14 protein-coding genes are annotated in these 15,753 nt (G+C 51.2%); 6 read left to right on the forward strand and 8 right to left on the reverse strand.

Translation table 11 applies throughout. The annotated features are described in order from the left end of the window. Positions 1-579: a DUF4390 domain-containing protein gene (locus BLQ17_RS05155; RefSeq protein WP_092220490.1), complete on the reverse strand. Its 579-nt coding sequence runs from the start codon at positions 577-579 to the stop codon at positions 1-3. A 308-nt stretch (positions 580-887) separates the two neighbouring features. On the opposite strand from BLQ17_RS05155, the gene BLQ17_RS05160 reads away from it, so the two are divergent. Continuing rightward, entirely contained in the window at positions 888-1,277 is a 390-nt protein-coding gene (locus BLQ17_RS05160) for a NifB/NifX family molybdenum-iron cluster-binding protein (RefSeq protein WP_092220492.1), read from the forward strand. A gap of 162 nt (positions 1,278-1,439) precedes the next feature. Beyond that, the gene (locus tag BLQ17_RS05165; protein WP_092220494.1) at positions 1,440-1,730 is read left to right on the forward strand and encodes a DUF134 domain-containing protein; all 291 of its coding nucleotides are present in this window, start codon (positions 1,440-1,442) and stop codon (positions 1,728-1,730) included. A gap of 146 nt (positions 1,731-1,876) precedes the next feature. On the opposite strand, the gene BLQ17_RS05170 is transcribed toward BLQ17_RS05165, so the two are convergent. Further along, positions 1,877-3,463 (reverse strand): peptide chain release factor 3, encoded by a 1,587-nt coding sequence (locus BLQ17_RS05170; protein ID WP_092220496.1) that lies wholly within the window; start codon positions 3,461-3,463, stop codon positions 1,877-1,879. A gap of 114 nt (positions 3,464-3,577) precedes the next feature. On the opposite strand from BLQ17_RS05170, the gene rfbB reads away from it, so the two are divergent. From rfbB to BLQ17_RS05185, 3 genes are all read left to right on the forward strand, one after another. Continuing rightward, entirely contained in the window at positions 3,578-4,648 is a 1,071-nt protein-coding gene (rfbB, locus tag BLQ17_RS05175; protein ID WP_092220498.1) for a dTDP-glucose 4,6-dehydratase, read from the forward strand. A 40-nt stretch (positions 4,649-4,688) separates the two neighbouring features. Beyond that, on the forward strand, positions 4,689-5,252 hold the full coding sequence (gene rfbC, locus BLQ17_RS05180; protein WP_176761100.1) for a dTDP-4-dehydrorhamnose 3,5-epimerase: 564 nt from the start codon (positions 4,689-4,691) through the stop codon (positions 5,250-5,252). Positions 5,253-5,433: 181 nt separating this feature from the next. After that, positions 5,434-6,666, forward strand: coding sequence for an isocitrate dehydrogenase (NADP(+)) (locus BLQ17_RS05185; protein WP_092220500.1), 1,233 nt, complete (start codon positions 5,434-5,436; stop codon positions 6,664-6,666). Between the two features lie 83 nt (positions 6,667-6,749). Here the strand turns inward: BLQ17_RS05185 and BLQ17_RS05190 are convergent, their stop codons facing one another. The 3 genes from BLQ17_RS05190 to BLQ17_RS05200 form a co-directional block, all read right to left on the reverse strand. Further along, positions 6,750-7,172 carry a DUF2231 domain-containing protein gene (locus BLQ17_RS05190; protein ID WP_092220501.1) on the reverse strand — a complete coding sequence of 141 codons (423 nt, stop codon included), beginning with the start codon at positions 7,170-7,172 and terminating at the stop codon, positions 6,750-6,752. A gap of 243 nt (positions 7,173-7,415) precedes the next feature. After that, positions 7,416-8,681: a D-alanyl-D-alanine carboxypeptidase/D-alanyl-D-alanine endopeptidase gene (dacB, locus tag BLQ17_RS05195; protein WP_092220503.1), complete on the reverse strand. Its 1,266-nt coding sequence runs from the start codon at positions 8,679-8,681 to the stop codon at positions 7,416-7,418. Then, the gene (locus tag BLQ17_RS05200; protein WP_092220505.1) at positions 8,681-11,233 is read right to left on the reverse strand and encodes a TIGR03960 family B12-binding radical SAM protein; all 2,553 of its coding nucleotides are present in this window, start codon (positions 11,231-11,233) and stop codon (positions 8,681-8,683) included. The genes dacB and BLQ17_RS05200 overlap by 1 nt, the downstream gene beginning before the upstream one ends. Positions 11,234-11,428: 195 nt before the next feature. On the opposite strand from BLQ17_RS05200, the gene BLQ17_RS05205 reads away from it, so the two are divergent. Further along, positions 11,429-12,589 (forward strand): AMIN domain-containing protein, encoded by a 1,161-nt coding sequence (locus BLQ17_RS05205; RefSeq protein ID WP_092220507.1) that lies wholly within the window; start codon positions 11,429-11,431, stop codon positions 12,587-12,589. Positions 12,590-12,597: 8 nt separating this feature from the next. Here the strand turns inward: BLQ17_RS05205 and BLQ17_RS05210 are convergent, their stop codons facing one another. From BLQ17_RS05210 to tmk, 3 genes are read right to left on the reverse strand one after another with little or no spacing between them, the layout of a single operon-like run. Continuing rightward, a complete protein-coding gene (locus tag BLQ17_RS05210) occupies positions 12,598-13,452 on the reverse strand; it encodes a hypothetical protein (protein ID WP_143005442.1) in 855 nt (284 codons plus the stop codon). After that, the gene (locus tag BLQ17_RS05215) at positions 13,412-15,124 is read right to left on the reverse strand and encodes a tetratricopeptide repeat protein (RefSeq protein WP_092220511.1); all 1,713 of its coding nucleotides are present in this window, start codon (positions 15,122-15,124) and stop codon (positions 13,412-13,414) included. The genes BLQ17_RS05210 and BLQ17_RS05215 overlap by 41 nt, the downstream gene beginning before the upstream one ends. Continuing rightward, positions 15,121-15,753: a dTMP kinase gene (gene tmk / locus BLQ17_RS05220; protein ID WP_092220512.1), complete on the reverse strand. Its 633-nt coding sequence runs from the start codon at positions 15,751-15,753 to the stop codon at positions 15,121-15,123. The genes BLQ17_RS05215 and tmk overlap by 4 nt, the downstream gene beginning before the upstream one ends.

Genomic DNA, 15,753 nt, shown 5'->3' on the forward strand with positions numbered 1-15,753 from the left:
TCAATATTTAAATTCAATGGTATTGGCAGACGTCTCGATATTGCCCCAGGAAAGAAAGGGGAGAACTGCCTGCAGGCTCAGAGGCAGTGTTTTTTCGAAGAGTTTTGCTTTTACCGTCAGTTTATAGACATTGTCCGGTACCAGCTGACTCAGGGCCACGACTTCGGCACCGTTTATCTCGTTCATGACGTTTTGCGCCTCAACAAACGAAGAGAAAGACTGTATCCGGTTGTTGTTTTCTTCCAGCGTTACCTGGTAGGACTCCTTGAGTGTATCGAAGACCATGCGGTGCTCAAAACTGTAGTCGATTATTTTCTCATTGGGGCGCTGGCCATCTGTTTTCAACAGCTCGACATGAAAAGTGAACTTCAGCGGAATTCCGCTGTGAAGCACTTCAACCATCTCCTCGGTAATACCGTCGCCGAGAGTACCAAAAAGAAGCAGATGGGTCTCGGAGGTGGTTGCCGTCAATTCCTTGATCGACACGTTGTCGTTGCGCGATTTATCGGCGATGGAAAAGAGGGGCAGCACAATGAGCAGTATAAGAAAAACAGTAAGGGTAAACAGCTTGTATGGCATGGTTGCTGGGTGTTGATACGTGACTGTGAATAATGGTTTATATGCAGTGATATTGCCACTTGCAGCACTTGTCCGGCGGGAAGGCTGGGGGAGTCTGGCACTACCGTCCTGTGCTGTCGTAAATTACCTGATCCCGGTATCGTTGTCTATCCGCTTCGTTGACCACTTAGTTTTGCAATCAGTCCTCGATCCATATCCGTCAGTTGCGGCTTGACAAAACGATCCGGGAAAAGTATTGTGCATATGCACGTCTGTCTTGCTGTGCAGCTTATACAAAAACAATATACTAACTTATGAGGAAAAAAGACATGCTTATAGCAATACCGTCAGACAACCCCGGAGGGATGGAGGCCCAGCGTTCAGATCACTTCGGACATTGCGATGTTTTCACTCTGGTGGAACTTGATGACAGCAAAGAGGTAAAGTCGGTTGTTACCCTGCAGAACGGCGAACACCAGGCGGGCGGCTGCATGGTCCCCGTGGCTCTTTTAAAAAATGCCGGGGTGGATGCGATCGTTGTTGGGGGCATCGGTGCCCGTCCCATGCAGGGGTTTGCCAACGAAGGAATAGCCGTCTATTTTGCCGATCGAAACAGTATCAGGACGGTGGCCCAGGCGGCAACATCTTTTGCAGCAGGTCGATTGCCTGTCATGCATCCGGAGCAGGTGTGCAAGGGTTCTGGGAACTGTAGTCATTGAAATATTGCAAAAAACAGCAGTTGCCGGTATAACCTCATCTTAGGTGTCACAGGCCGTATGTGGTATAGCGCAGAAATTAAAGACCGGCAGCTGTTGATATGAAGTAAAAAATACGTCCTGGTAAGCTCTGGACCAAAGTATCACCTTCTTGAAAAAGCATCTATGTCTCCTCGACCCAAAAAGATAAGGAATTGTCAAGGCCGGTTTTGCGGCAGGGCTTTTAAGCCCACCGGAAAACCGTTAACTGAACTGGTTCAGGTTGAAATGTACCGTGACGAGCTTGAGACCCTGCGCCTTTGCGACGGGGAGGGACTGACTCAGGAAGAGGCCGGCCGGAAGATGGGGGTTTCAAGGGGGACCATTCAGAGAATTATTACCGGGGCAAGGGCGAAGACGGCAAGGGCGCTGACTGAAGGCCACGCAATCATCTTCATCGATGATGACGAAACCTGAGCCGTCACTTTCGACCGAATTGACGTGTCACCTGGCTTTTCCCGAGCACCAGGTGGCTTGCCCGGGGTATCGTCGCGTCCCGGTTATGATCGGAGGTATAGGATACCACGGGATAGGCAGGTCGCGCGTGCAGGTCGTCCTGCACCTCACACGTTCTCTCTGGTTTTATCGAAGATAATGTCGGGCCATTTCTCCATAAAGTAGTTCAACATCCACTCGTTTTGCGCCAGGTAGGTGAGAAAACCTTCAGAGTCAAACGCTAGAGACGCCTGGTTCTTTCTTTCAAATTCATCCATCGATTTCGGGGTGTCGCTCCGAACCCAGCGGGCGGCCTGGTAGTCGACAGGTTCGTAGACGGCATTGACGCTGTATTCGTTTTTAAGACGCGCCATGGTTACCTCGAACTGCAGTACGCCGACTGCTCCTATGATGTAATCGGAGCCTATAAGCGGACGAAAAACCTGAATTGCGCCTTCCTCGGCGAGCTGGATAAGGCCTTTCTGCAGCTGCTTTGTCTTGAGCGGGTCCTTAAGCAGTACCCTGCGGAAATGTTCGGGGGCAAAGTTCGGGATTCCGGTGAACTTGAGCATCTCCTTCGGCGTAAAAGTATCACCTATCTTGATAGTACCGTGATTGTGCAGGCCGATAATGTCTCCGGGCCAGGCTTCGTCGATATTGGCCCTTTCCTGGGCCATGAATATCGTGGCGTTGGCCAGGGTTATATCTTTGCCCAGACGATGGTGTTTTACTTTCATTCCTCGGGTGAATTTGCCGGAGCATATTCGAAAAAAGGCGATCCTGTCCCTGTGGGCCGGGTCCATATTGGCCTGTATCTTGAACACGAATCCGGAAAAAGATTCTTCAGCGGGAAGAACCTCCCTGGTCACTGTTCTTCGTGGTCCGGGAGCGGGTGCCATCTCCACAAAGCAGTCAAGCATTTCCTGGACCCCGAAGTTGTTTATGGCGCTGCCGAAAAAGACCGGAGTCTGGCTGGCTTGAAGATAATGTTCGTATTCAAAGGGATTGGCTGCTCCTTCGAGGAGTTCGATGTCCTCCCTGAGATCGTCAGCCTGGCTGCCGAGCAGGCTGTCGACCTGGGGATCGTTCAGGTCTTCAATGACGATTTTTTTGATGTCCCTTGTGGTCTGGCCCGGCTTGAAGAGGTGAAGGGTCTTGTGATACAGGTTGTAGACTCCTTTGAAGGTCTTGCCCATGCCGATCGGCCAGGATAAAGGCGTGCATTCGATCTGCAGCTTTTCCTCAATCTCATCCATCAGGTCCAGGGGGGATCGGCCCTCCCGGTCGAGCTTGTTGATAAACGTCATGATCGGGGTGTTGCGCATTCGGCAGACTTCCATCAGTTTTTCCGTCTGCGACTCGACCCCTTTGGCGCTGTCGATTACCATCACCGCAGAGTCTACGGCGGTGAGCACCCGATACGTATCCTCGGAAAAATCCTGATGGCCGGGGGTGTCGAGAAGATTGACCTCGTAATCCCGGTAGGTGAATTTCATAACCGAGGTGGTGACCGAAATTCCCCGCTCCTGTTCGATGGCCATCCAGTCACTTGTCGCGTGTCGATCCACCTTGCGCGATTTGACTGCACCCGCCATATTGATCGCGCCGCCGAAGAGTAGAAGCTTCTCGGTCAGGGTGGTTTTTCCGGCATCGGGGTGGCTGATGATGCCGAAGGTGCGTCTTCTGGTTATTTCCTGTTGGAGTTGTTTACTCATGAGCTGCAAAAAATATGACTTTGAATTATTTGGTGAACTTATTATAAGAACAGACAAGAAAATCTTGTAGAATATGGTCTTTTTCCAGGAATGCAAACAGAATTATGAAAAAACATGAAAAATAATAGAACGGTGCTTGTGACCGGAGGGTGTGGTTTTATAGGAGCTAATTTTGTACGTCTGCTCACCGGCAGTTGCAGGAACTGGCGGGTAATCAATCTCGATAAACTGACCTATGCCGGAAATCTGAGCAATTTGCAAGGAATAGATGAGAAAAATTATCGTTTTGTGAAAGGCGACATATGTGACAGCAAAATGGTTGACGCGCTTTTTAGTGAGGAACACATCGACACCGTTGTCCATTTTGCCGCGGAATCTCATGTCGACCGTTCGATCACTGGTCCGGCAGAATTTATCCAGACCAATATCGTCGGGACATTCACCCTGCTGGAGGCGGCCAGGAAACATTGGCTGGGAGATGAAAAAAAGGTGGACGGCAGGTGTTTTCTTCATGTGAGTACCGATGAAGTGTACGGCTCCCTGGGGGAGATCGGGTTGTTTACAGAAGAGACACCCTACGATCCGCGTTCGCCCTACTCGGCGTCAAAAGCGTCTTCTGACCACTTGGCCAGCAGTTATTTTCACACTTATGGTCTTCCCGTAAGGATTACCAACTGCTCCAACAATTACGGCGCTTATCAGTTTCCGGAAAAATTGATTCCGCTTATCTTCAACAATGCCATGCACGAACGGACGCTGCCGGTTTATGGGGACGGGAAGAATGTGCGTGATTGGCTCTACGTACAGGATCATTGCGAAGCGATTGTCGAGGTCTTGCAGAAGGGAGTTGACGGTGAGTGCTACAATATCGGCGGCAACAATGAAAAACAGAATATAGAGGTTGTGACCCTGGTGTGCGACCTGCTGGATGAAAAGCTGGGGCTTGTCCCGTCGAAAAATCCGCGGCGCTCTCTTATCACCTACGTCAAGGATCGGCTGGGACATGATCGGAGATACGCGATAGACGCGACCAAGATCAGGCAGCAGATCGGCTGGGAGCCGAAAGTGACTTTTGAACAGGGGATTGAAAAGACCGTCGACTGGTATCTGGCAAACCAGCAATGGGTTGCTCGGATAGTCAACGGGACATATCGGGACTATTACGACCAGATGTATGCGCTGTAACTTTGGTAACTAAAAAAAGAGAGGCAGCTTGCCTGCCGTAATGAATATGAACGTTATTCCAACAAAAATACCCGAGGTTCTGGTCATAGAACCGACAGTTTACGGGGATGACCGGGGTTTTTTTTATGAAAGCTTCAACCAGCGCACCTGGCGGGAGAAGACCGGTCTCGACACAAAATTTGTTCAGGACAACCACTCCCGGTCGATAAAGGGAGTACTGCGCGGTCTTCACTATCAGATAAAGCAGCCGCAGGGAAAACTGGTCCGCGCTGTGGTCGGTGAAGTTTTCGACGTGGCAGTGGATATAAGAAAAGGCTCTCCCACCTATGGCCAGTGGGTGGGGGAATATCTATCGGCTGAAAATAAAAAGCAGTTCTGGGTTCCGGAAGGATTTGCCCACGGGTTTGTCGTGCTCTCGGAAAATGCCGAGTTTCTTTATCGAACAACCGATTTCTGGGCCCAGCAACACGAGCGGTGCATTATCTGGAACGATCCGACTCTGGGCATTGACTGGCCGGTAGATGGTGAACCTGTTTTATCGTCAAAGGATGCTCAGGGGGTAAATTTTCAGGAAGCCGAGATCTTTGATTACATGCCGGACTGACAACCTAAGAGGTGAATGTGGCCAGAAGATAGTAAAACAGGTAATATCGATGGCTGTTATACGGGTTGCGTATATTTTTTATTTTGCTGTAAAAAATATACGCACCATTGAAGCATTAGATGAAAATATCGACAAGTGTTAACTGGCAGAATCTGCTTTAAACATTTAACTATATGGGATTATGGAAAAAATTAAAGTTAAAAATCCGGTTGTGGAGTTGGATGGCGACGAGATGACTCGCATCATCTGGCAATTTATCAAAGAAAAACTGATTTTTCCTTACGTAGATGTCGATGTTAAATATTACGATCTCGGCATCGAAATGCGTGACCGAACCGATGATCAGGTTACCGTCGATGCGGCAAATGCAATCAAGCAATACGGGGTCGGTATTAAATGCGCGACCATCACCCCTGACGAGGCGCGGGTAAAAGAGTTCGGGTTGAAGGAGATGTATCGTTCACCCAACGGAACGATCAGGAATATACTTGGCGGAACGGTGTTTCGGGAACCGATTCTGGTGAAAAATATTCCCCGTCTCGTCACTACCTGGAAAAAACCGATCTGTATTGGCCGTCATGCTTTCGGCGATCAATACCGGGCGACTGATTTTGTGGTGAAGGGCAAGGGGAAGCTGACCGTGAGCTTTATTCCCGAAGATGGTAGCGAGCCGCAGAGTTATGATGTCTTTGATTTTGAAGATGGCGGCGTGGCGCTCACCATGTATAACACCGACGAGTCGATCTACGGGTTCGCCCACTCCTGCTTCAACCAGGCAATTCATAAGAAGTGGCCTCTGTATCTTTCAACCAAGAACACCATCCTGAAAAAATACGATGGACGTTTCAAGGATATTTTTGAAGAGCTGTATCAGTCCACCTACAAAAAGAAGATGGATGAGCTGGGAGTCGTTTATGAACATCGGCTGATCGACGACATGGTCGCTGCGGCGCTGAAATGGGATGGCGGTTTCGTCTGGGCCTGTAAAAATTATGACGGTGATGTGCAGTCGGACACCCTTGCCCAGGGATTCGGGTCTCTGGGCCTCATGACTTCCACCCTGGTTACGCCGGACGGTACCACCATGGAGGCTGAAGCGGCCCATGGGACGGTTACCAGGCACTACCGTGAACACCAGAAGGGCAATCCGACCTCAACCAACCCGATTGCGTCTATTTTTGCATGGACCAGGGGACTTGCGTTCCGGGGGGAGCTGGATGGCAACCAGCAGCTGGTGGATTTCTGCCAGGCTCTTGAGACGGTTTGTGTTGAAACGGTCGAAGAAGGGAAGATGACCAAAGATCTGGCCTTGTGTATTCACGGCAAGAACACCACTGCCGATCATTATCTGTCAACGGAGCAGTTCCTGGAGGCGCTTGACAGTAACCTGCAGAAAAAGTTAACCGCCCTCTGATCCTGAAAAAAACGCTGCCCGGCTGTCTGGGGGGCTGATCCCGCTCCTGTGTTTTTATACACGGAAGCGGGTTTTTTTTTTGATTATCCATAGACAAGTTCGCCACCGGAAAATCCCAGACCGCCTGCACAGAGCAGGCAAGCGAGGTAGATCAGAAACATTTTCCTGCGTGAACTGTCGTTTCTTTTGAGCTTGATTGAGAGTCCGAGCAGCACGGTCAACACAACGGCCAGGATCATTTTAACAATGATAAAAATGTTCCACTCGGCAGACTGCAAGTGGACCCAGTCCAGCAGTCCTGCAACGATAACGGGAAACACGCTGATAAAGGCCAGGATGGAGCAGTGGTATGCCGATCTGTCCAGGGTTCCGTTACGCCAGAAGAGTGCTAAAAATGAGAATACGACCATGCCGATGATCATCCCCATGGGGGCATGGGTCAGCATCGGATGGAGAGGATGGGTAATGCCGATTTTTTCCAGTAAGGAATAGAGACTCTCTACCATACTTTTCTCCTTGAAGAAGTTTTGATTTATAAACTAAACGTTCTGCAACGATTTACGGTCATGACCATTTTTAAAAGCGTCGGTAAGATAAACAATAATCATCGACTGCAGGATACAAACGGGTTTTTCAGGTAACATATGGCATAACTATACTATTTTTTTCATTTTATGAAAAATAATACCAGCAGGAAAGCATATCGCACATTCATGATGTGATTTTTACCCGAATAAACAGGGCTCGTTTTATTCATGATGAACCAGGGCGGCCAGCCGGGTTAGCAGCGCATCTCTTGAATTTTCTTCCTGGTTGAGCAGCAGCGCAAAGGGACAGAGTTTTTTTTTCGACTCAAGGTATCCTGCGTAACAGTATACACCGTCCAGGGTTCCGCTTTTGACCAGGTGGCCTCTTTTGCGGGGCAACAGGTGAGCGTACGGCCTGAATCTGTCGAGTATTGCGACAAGGGTTGCACAGGTTATCTTGTTGTCCCTGGACAGTCCCGATCCGTCAACAACCCGGACCGTGCCTTTTTTCGTTTTCAAGATTTTGTCGATAAACTCGGCCATGACCCGCCTGGATTTATCCCACCGGGCGGGCTCGCCGTATACCTTCATGCCGATGGCCAGAAAGAGCTGGTTCGCTATAAAATTATTGGAGTATTTAAGGCACTGCTCGATTATTTCCTGAAGGGATTTCTGTCCCCGGTATATATAGAGCGGTTGCCCTTTTTCATTGAGCCGGGGTGGAGTCTGGCGACGACCAAATCCGCGCTTGACAGTGATACCCGCTTTTTCCAGCTGAGCTTGAAACAGTTCCCCGGCATAACGTAGCGACGGGGACATCTTCCCCGGTACAGGGGCGGTGGCGATATTGATCCGGAAATCGCCCTTTGGCAGGGTACGGCCGGCGTCCTTCATAAGAGGGAGCAGGGGAGTCTGGGGTTCTCCGGGACTGATCAGGCCGGTCCCGGTTTTCTTTACTGGCAGGGAATTGAAGTTTACGGCAAGACCGCTGCTTGGCGCATCGTACGGGTTGCTGCTTGGCGGCACTTTTACCCCTGGTAGCATCGGATTACCCAAAGCGAAACTGGTGTCGTCGAGAAAGAGGGTATTTACGCGAACAACTCCGCGCTGTTTCAGCTCCCTTGCTATGTGCAGGACAGCTTCCGAGGTGAGGAAGGGATCGCCGGAACCTTTGATAAAAAGATTTTCCTGACGGTCGACAAAGAAGAGGGTGGTGAATCTGTATTCTTTGCCCAATATGTTAATGGCTGCAAGACTTGTAAGTATTTTCAGAGTGGACGCAGGTATAAACTGATCGTGCTGCCGATAGCCAAAAGACGAGTCCGACCGGTCAACTAAAAATCCGCCGTTGTCAATTAGGGAGCGGGGATCAAAGGTGTCAGCCACCCCCTTCAGGGGCAGACATGACACCAGTAATATCGTTACCGCCAGGGCCAGGCCGTGCAGAACCGGAGCCTTTGTTGTTGCACAGCCCGTTGCGGTTTCCATCACCGCTGCCCTGGTGATTTCTGACTTTTCGGTTTGTCAAGCGAGGTCCAGCCGGTCTTGACCACTCGCAGCTGTTGGGCCTGTTCCGGGGAAAGTTCCAGGATTGCACTCAAGGCTTCAACCGGTTTTATGCCAGGTGTTGCAGTTTCCGAAAAAAATTCCATCTCAATCCTGCCGTCATCGCCAAAGGAGCAACTGTTTACCATCGGCCTAATGTCCAGTTTTTTGGTTTTTCCTTTTCTGGTCTTGGCGACAAAAAAACTGTCGGCCTCCATGAAGCTGTCGAGTCGGAATAGGTCGAATTCCTTGGACTCGCCGGGGAGGTAAATAACATAGGCGACTGTTGTTTTCTGCGGTGTTTTGCCGCTGTGCAACTCGATCCCGGTGACCTTGATGCCGACAGGAAGACTTGAATTGAGACGGGTTATAGTGCGTCCGATGCTGTCAAGGGGACTATTCAGGTCCATGATGAAATACTCAGCCATGCTCTCGGTTCCCACCGGCAGCGCGGGGCCAAGGGAAATCTTCGGCAATGGATTGAATCCACGGGAATAATGGGTCGGCAGTTCGCAGCGCTTGAGAGCCCGGAAGATAACCTGCATTATCTCAAGATGACCGAGATAGCAGATGTCGCCTGTTCTGCTGTAGTGGACCATATACTTGAAATGTGTCTCGCTCCCATTGGTGCGGGCTTTGACCGGTGTTGGTGGGTGGGGTTTCTGGCTGCGGTTATGAACTATCGGCATGATGCGTTTGAAGTCGCACACCCCGCATTTCTGGCAGGCATGATAGCGACAGTCCGGGGTGTAGACAAGGTTCTTGGATTTTTTCAGTTCATCTGCCAGGAAATCGTTTGAAACAGCACTGTCCAGATGGCTCCAGGGTAGAATTTCGTTAATATCCCTGCGCCTTAGGTAGGAATCCAGGTCGATTCCGCACTGGTCGCCGCTGTTGCGCCATGTCTCAAGGTCGAAATGTTCGGCCCAGCCGTCGAGGCGAGCCCCGTTTTTCCAGGCGGTCTCCAGGAGTCGCGACAACCGCCTGTCCCCGCGGGAGAAGACGCCTTCGAGGAAGCTGGTCTCGGGGTCGTGATATTTGAAGTTACATCCTTTTCTTGGTAATCCATCGCGCAGGGTTCGGAAGTTTTCCCTGCTATTTTCAATGGACAGCTGCTGCTCCCATTGAAAAGGGGTATGGGGTTTGGGCACGAAGGTACCTACACTCACGTTGACCTGTCTGCTGGTTCCCGATTTCCCAAGGTTATGACCCGCGAGAATCTTGCGTACCAGGAGGATAATCTCATTAATATCCGTTGCAGTTTCGGTGGGCAGACCAATCATGAAATAACATTTGATCAGACGCCAGCCCAGCGAAAAAGCGGTGTCGCATGTCTGTATCAGGTCGTCTTCGGTTATCCCTTTGTTGATCACCTGGCGCAACCTCTCGCTCCCGGCTTCCGGCGCGAGGGTGAACCCGGTTTTACGCACTCTTTTGACCTGTTCCATTATCGTACTGGTAAGAGTGCCGACACGCATGGACGGCATTGCAACAGACACATAGCTGTCGCCGAATTTATCCATCAGCGCCGGGAGGCTCTGATCAAGACAGGAGTAGTCGCCCGTGGAAAGTGATAGCAGGGCGAGTTCTTCAAAACCTGAGTTGGTGATTCCCTCAATGGCGAGCCGTTTCACCTGTTCAGGGGTGCGCTCTCTCACCGGGCGATAGGTCATTCCCGCCTGACAAAATCTGCATCCCCTGGTGCATCCTCTTGCAACCTCCACGCCCAGACGATCGTGGACAATCTTGGCATTGGGCACGAGGGGGGTAAGCAGATGATCGAGGCTGTCGAGGTTTTCGACTATCCTGCGGGAGACGGTGCCTTTCCCGCTGAGGCGGACGATCTCACGCAGCCTGCCCTGGTGGTCGTTTTCCATATGGACCGGTTTGAAATGGGAGGGGATATAGATGCCCTCAATGGTCTCGAGCTGTTGTAGCAGTTGTTTCTTGTCGATGTTTTTGTGGTCCCGTATTATCTCGCCGATTTCGATAATCGCTTCTTCCCCGTCGCCGAGGAGGATTGCATCAAAAAAATCGGCTACCGGTTCAGGGTTGAGCGAGCATGCGCCTCCACCGAGTATAAGAGGGTAGGAATCGTCTCTGTCAGCGGAACGGAATGGGATACCGGCAAGTTCCAGTACCGTCAGGATATTAGTGTAGCAAAGTTCATACGGCAGGGTAAAGCCGATAACGTCAAAGTCGGTCAGGAAACGACCGGTCTCCAGGCTGGTGAGAGGGGTGCGGTTGCTGCGCAGCAGCTGTTCCGCGTCGATATCGGGACAGTAGCACCGCTCGGCCACCATCCGGGGTCGCCTGTTGAGAATATGGTAAAGAATCTGAAGTCCCTGGTGGGACATGCCGATCTCGTAGAGATCCGGGAAGATAAGAGCAAACTTTACCGCATCGTCACTCCATTCGGGAAAATATGAATTGTGTTCCCGGCCAAGATATCTGCCGGGCCGGGTTACTGCTGAAAGAAATTTTTTGTCTGTCATTGAAGTATCGCTGTGCATCGGGTTATATGTGAGAAGGAGTTGTCGTCCGTTCAACTCGCTGTCCTGCTGATTTAAAGCCGTATCATCATTTACTTAAAATTGGTTGACTTTTCAAGTCGGGATGCTTTAATCGGGTTGCAATAGGGAGTAGGCCCCGCGCAAGCCAATGAAAAAGCTACTTGAGGATCACTATTTATGAAACCTGTTTCGGCAATTGTGTCCGTCTTCTTTTTTTTAATCCTGCTGCTGCTGCCGTGCTGGACCAATGCGAAACAGCATGATGTTGCTATCGAGCGCCTGGTCTTTGAGCAGCAGTCAGAAGACGAAGAACGACTGGTGGTGGTCCTGCAAGAAGAACTGACTCCGCGTATTTTTCGTATCGACGGAGAAAAACCGCGAATCGTGATCGACCTGCCAAGCACCAGATATCACGGTGAAAACGTAATTACCCTGCCGGAGGCGAATCTGGCCCGGAAAATCAGGGTGGGCAGTCACGACGATCCTGTCGCCAAAACTCGGATCGTACTTGATCTTGTCAGCAATATTCCGGTGCGTTACCAGCAGCAATATTCGCCTGAAACCCGGCAGTTGAAGATTATCCTCACCTCCGGTCTGGTGCAACTCAAACAGAGCGGAACCATAGCCCCTGACAAGAGGAACAGCGAAGACTACGGTGTAAAAGAGGAGCAGTCGAGCCCGGAAAAAGGCCCGCAACCGGACACCGATGAGCTGGTAGCAGCAGACGAGCCGGCGGATGAGATCTCAGCGTCGGAGCAGGAGATCGATGAGCAGAAGGCGGCTCCGTCCTCGCCATCAGAACACCTTCCGGAGGCGGTGCAGACCGCTCAGGATGGCCGCGCGGATGTCGCCGTTTCCGGGGCAGAGCAGATATCGCCTTCAGGTGTGGAAGATGACGGCGGGGACAGCCAGGATCCTCCCGGTGCGGATTTTGCGGCTGACGACGTTTTGGTTTCCACCGGTGAAGTAGAGAGTCTTGTACCTCCTGATCTGGTCAATATAACCTTTGACAGAACTTCCGGAGAGGGTGAGATGGTAAAGTTTCATCTTAACGATTATGATCTGCCAAGGGTTTCGGTGCAGGAACAGGAGCAGCCACGGATATACTGTGACTTCACCAACCCCAAACACGATACAACAGTGGAAGAAACGATACTGCCGCAAGGTGATTTTGTCAGGAAAATCCATATAGAGACCCGGGGGATGCCTGAGTTGCTTCGGGTTGTGATAGATCTTGTCCCCGGAAAAAACTACGACCTGCGCCAGGTTCTTTTCAAGGCTGACCGGCTTTTCGTCCTGGTTATCACCGAGCTGGAACCGGAATTCCAAAGGGAGTGAGGACGAATTCAGGGCAGCAGCCGTTTAAAATAGTATGGCGGCGACGGTAGTGAATATGTTGCAGGTTCCGGGTAAAGCTCCATCTCCGAAAGATGCAGCTTGAGCAATGTCTTATATCCCAGACCGGTGATTTCTATCTCTTGCGGCTGGTAGCATCCGCCAAGCTGTTGGAATTTGCTGTAGTGGATCTGGGCAAGTTTTTTGCCCTCGCCTGTTTCCACTATTCTTGTCTGTATCAGCCCCGATTCCCCGCTGACGAGTGAACGGGTCACAACAACAGGAGTGCTGTGTTGACGGGTGGCGACCCAGTACCCTCTTTTCTCAGTGTCTTCTCTGATATCAAGCGGCGCCATTTCAGGGAACAGGGCCCTGGCTGTGAGCCATTGTCCCCAGTCTCCCGTAACAAGAAAAGGGGCGATACCGTTTCTGGTACCGAATGATTTGACGTTGCCCCAGGTGTACTGGCTATTGGCTGTGTCGAGAATCCGGTACTCATGACGGTCTCCTGCCACGGCCCAGACCGGTTGGCCAAACGGGTTGGTTACGACAAATTTGAACGAAGAGGGAAAGGAAAAAAGAAAGCTGCCCTGTATCGATTTTCGCGTTAGCGGGGATTGATAGGAAAGGGCAAGATCAGCGCCGATGGTAGGGGCGCACCGGCGATCCCTTGCCGCTGCGGAATCAACGAGTGCTGCAGCGGATGTGTACTCAGGAGGCGCAAGTGGATCACCCCATGGTAACTTGGCGGTACAACCGGTAACACAACACCAGACCAGGATCATACAAAGGGGCCAGAAGATACCTGGAAACGATTTGGGGATATTACTTTTTTCCGGTATCGAGAAGTTGCTTAAGAGCTTCAATTTCCTTTTCCAGTTTCTTCTTTTTGGCATTTTTGCCGAACAGTTCGACCGCACGCTGGAACATCTCCAGCGCCTGGCTGTGCTTGTCCTGTACCTGGTATACCCGTCCGAGGTGTTCGTAGATATTGGGGTCGCCCGACTCAAGGGTAAGGGAGTGCTGAAAAGCTTCTTCAGCTTCCCGGTACCTGCCAAGCCTGAAATATACCCAGCCCAAACTGTCGATTATAAAGCCGTTATCCGGTTTGAGCCGATTGGCCTTTTCGATATATTCAAGGGCCTTGTCAAGATTGACGTTGTTGTCCGCCCATGTATAGCCGATAAAATTCAGGGCTTCAGCATGGTCGGCCTGCAGCTTTAGTACCTGCTGCATGGTTTTCATGGCAACCTGGTGACGACCTGTTTTTTCCAGCAGCAACCCGTACTCGAAAAGGATCTGAGGGTCGTCAGGGTAGCGCAGGACGCCTTCCTTTAAAATTTCGACAGCCTTGTCCGGTTCATCACGTTCCTGGTAGAGCGAAGAGAGCAGCGCGAAGAACAGAGGGGATACGATTTGATCGTCGGCGATATAATGCAGCAGGTTGTTTATCGCGGGCCTGCTGTCTCCTGTCTTCTGGTAGATCCTGGTCTGCAGGTAAACGGCCTCCTCGAACTCCTCGTCATGCGGGGTGATTTGCTTGAGCAGTTCCAGGCTCAAGCCATACTGCTGTTGCTGGAAGTAGATAAGTGCGAGCATGTAGGCGGCTTCGGGGCCGGCATCACCTTTTCGGGTCAGCCGGAGAAGGATTGGCCTGGCCTTGTCAGGTCGATTCTGTCCGAGATAGACCTTGCTGATGATAAGATCTATTTTATCCGGAGCGGAGCTGAAGTCGCGCAATCGATAGAGTTCGCCCAGTGCGTCATCGTAGCGGCCAAGATCAAAAAGTGCCTGGATACGGCTCAGAGACGCCTGTTCATCAAACTCATCCTGATCGATTATCTGAGCATAGATGCGTAATGCCTCGGAATATTTCTGCCTGTCCACATAGAGAAAGCCGAGTTCAAAAGCGATCTCTTTGGACCAGTTCAGGTCGAGTGCCTGTTCGAACTGGGTGATCGACTCGTCATATCGCCCTCTTTCCTTAAGCAACCTGGCGAGGCAGAGACGGGGAAGGTAGGAGGTTGGACTGGTCTGGAGCAGTTTACGAAATATCGTCTCAGCTTCGTCATAGTTCTTGAGATGGGTGTGGAGCAGGCCCAGTCGAATCTGTACCGCTTCGTTTGCCGGATTCTTGTCGAGAACCTGGCGATACAACCCGATGGCGGCGTCGAGCTTGTCCTGCTGTACGTATAGATTGGCCAGGAACAGCTTGAATGTGTCGTTGTCGGGTTGTGCTTCAATGGCGCTTAAAAGCCAGGCGGCGCCAGCCTCAAAATCGCCCATCTTAAACATTACGATGGGGATTTTTTCTTCAATATAACGGGCAGACGGGTCGCATATAAGCGCTTTTTCGTAGGCTTCAAGGGCTTCGGGATAGCGTCCGCTGTATTCTGCGTGGGTGGCCCAGAGAAAGTAAAAGTACGAACAGGAATAGTCGGTTTGTTCCTGTGGCTCCTGCAACTCCAGTACCGCCGTTGGTCTGCCGCACCCGGTAACCAGCGTCAGGCAGAGTATGGCAAAGGAAAAAAACTTCATTGGCAGTCACCGGTGCCTGGTAAGCGCTTGAGAAGTGGAGCTATCGCATTTTTCACCCTCTGGTGGACCTCGTCAACTGAGCCTTCTGCGTCTATGGTACGAATATAGGGCTTATCGAGTCGCGAGAAGATAGTCGCGACCTTGACCAGGTTGTCCAGCTGTTCGAAATCGTTGAGTTCTTCATTGCGGCCGAGAACAATGCGTTGCCTGCTTGTTTCCACGGATGCCTGGAAGATCAGGGCCATGTCCGGTTCGGGAGCGAACCTGTTTTTATCGAAAATGTCGTCAACGTCAAAGCCCAGAGCGCTCTGGTAGGCGACGGTGGAGAGAAAATAGCGGTCGCAAAGGACGACCTTCCCTGCCATGAGGGCAGGAGTGAGCTGCTGCTGCACATGTTCTTTTCGGTCGTTGACAAACAGTTCGAGTTCATACTCGGGGCTGTGTTGCTGCCGGTTGACATAAAGCTCCCTGATTTTTTGTCCCCACTGGCCGTCAGTGGGTTCCCTGGTGGTTACGACATCAAGTCCGAGACCGTTGAGATGATCAGCGAGCAGCTTAAGCTGCGTCGACTTTCCGGTGCCGTCGGCGCCTTCGAACACTATGAGAATACCTCTATGGCTGGTTGTCAT

The sequence above is a fragment of the Desulforhopalus singaporensis genome, assembly GCF_900104445.1.
GTDB classification, from domain to species: Bacteria; Desulfobacterota; Desulfobulbia; order Desulfobulbales; family Desulfocapsaceae; genus Desulforhopalus_A; species Desulforhopalus_A singaporensis.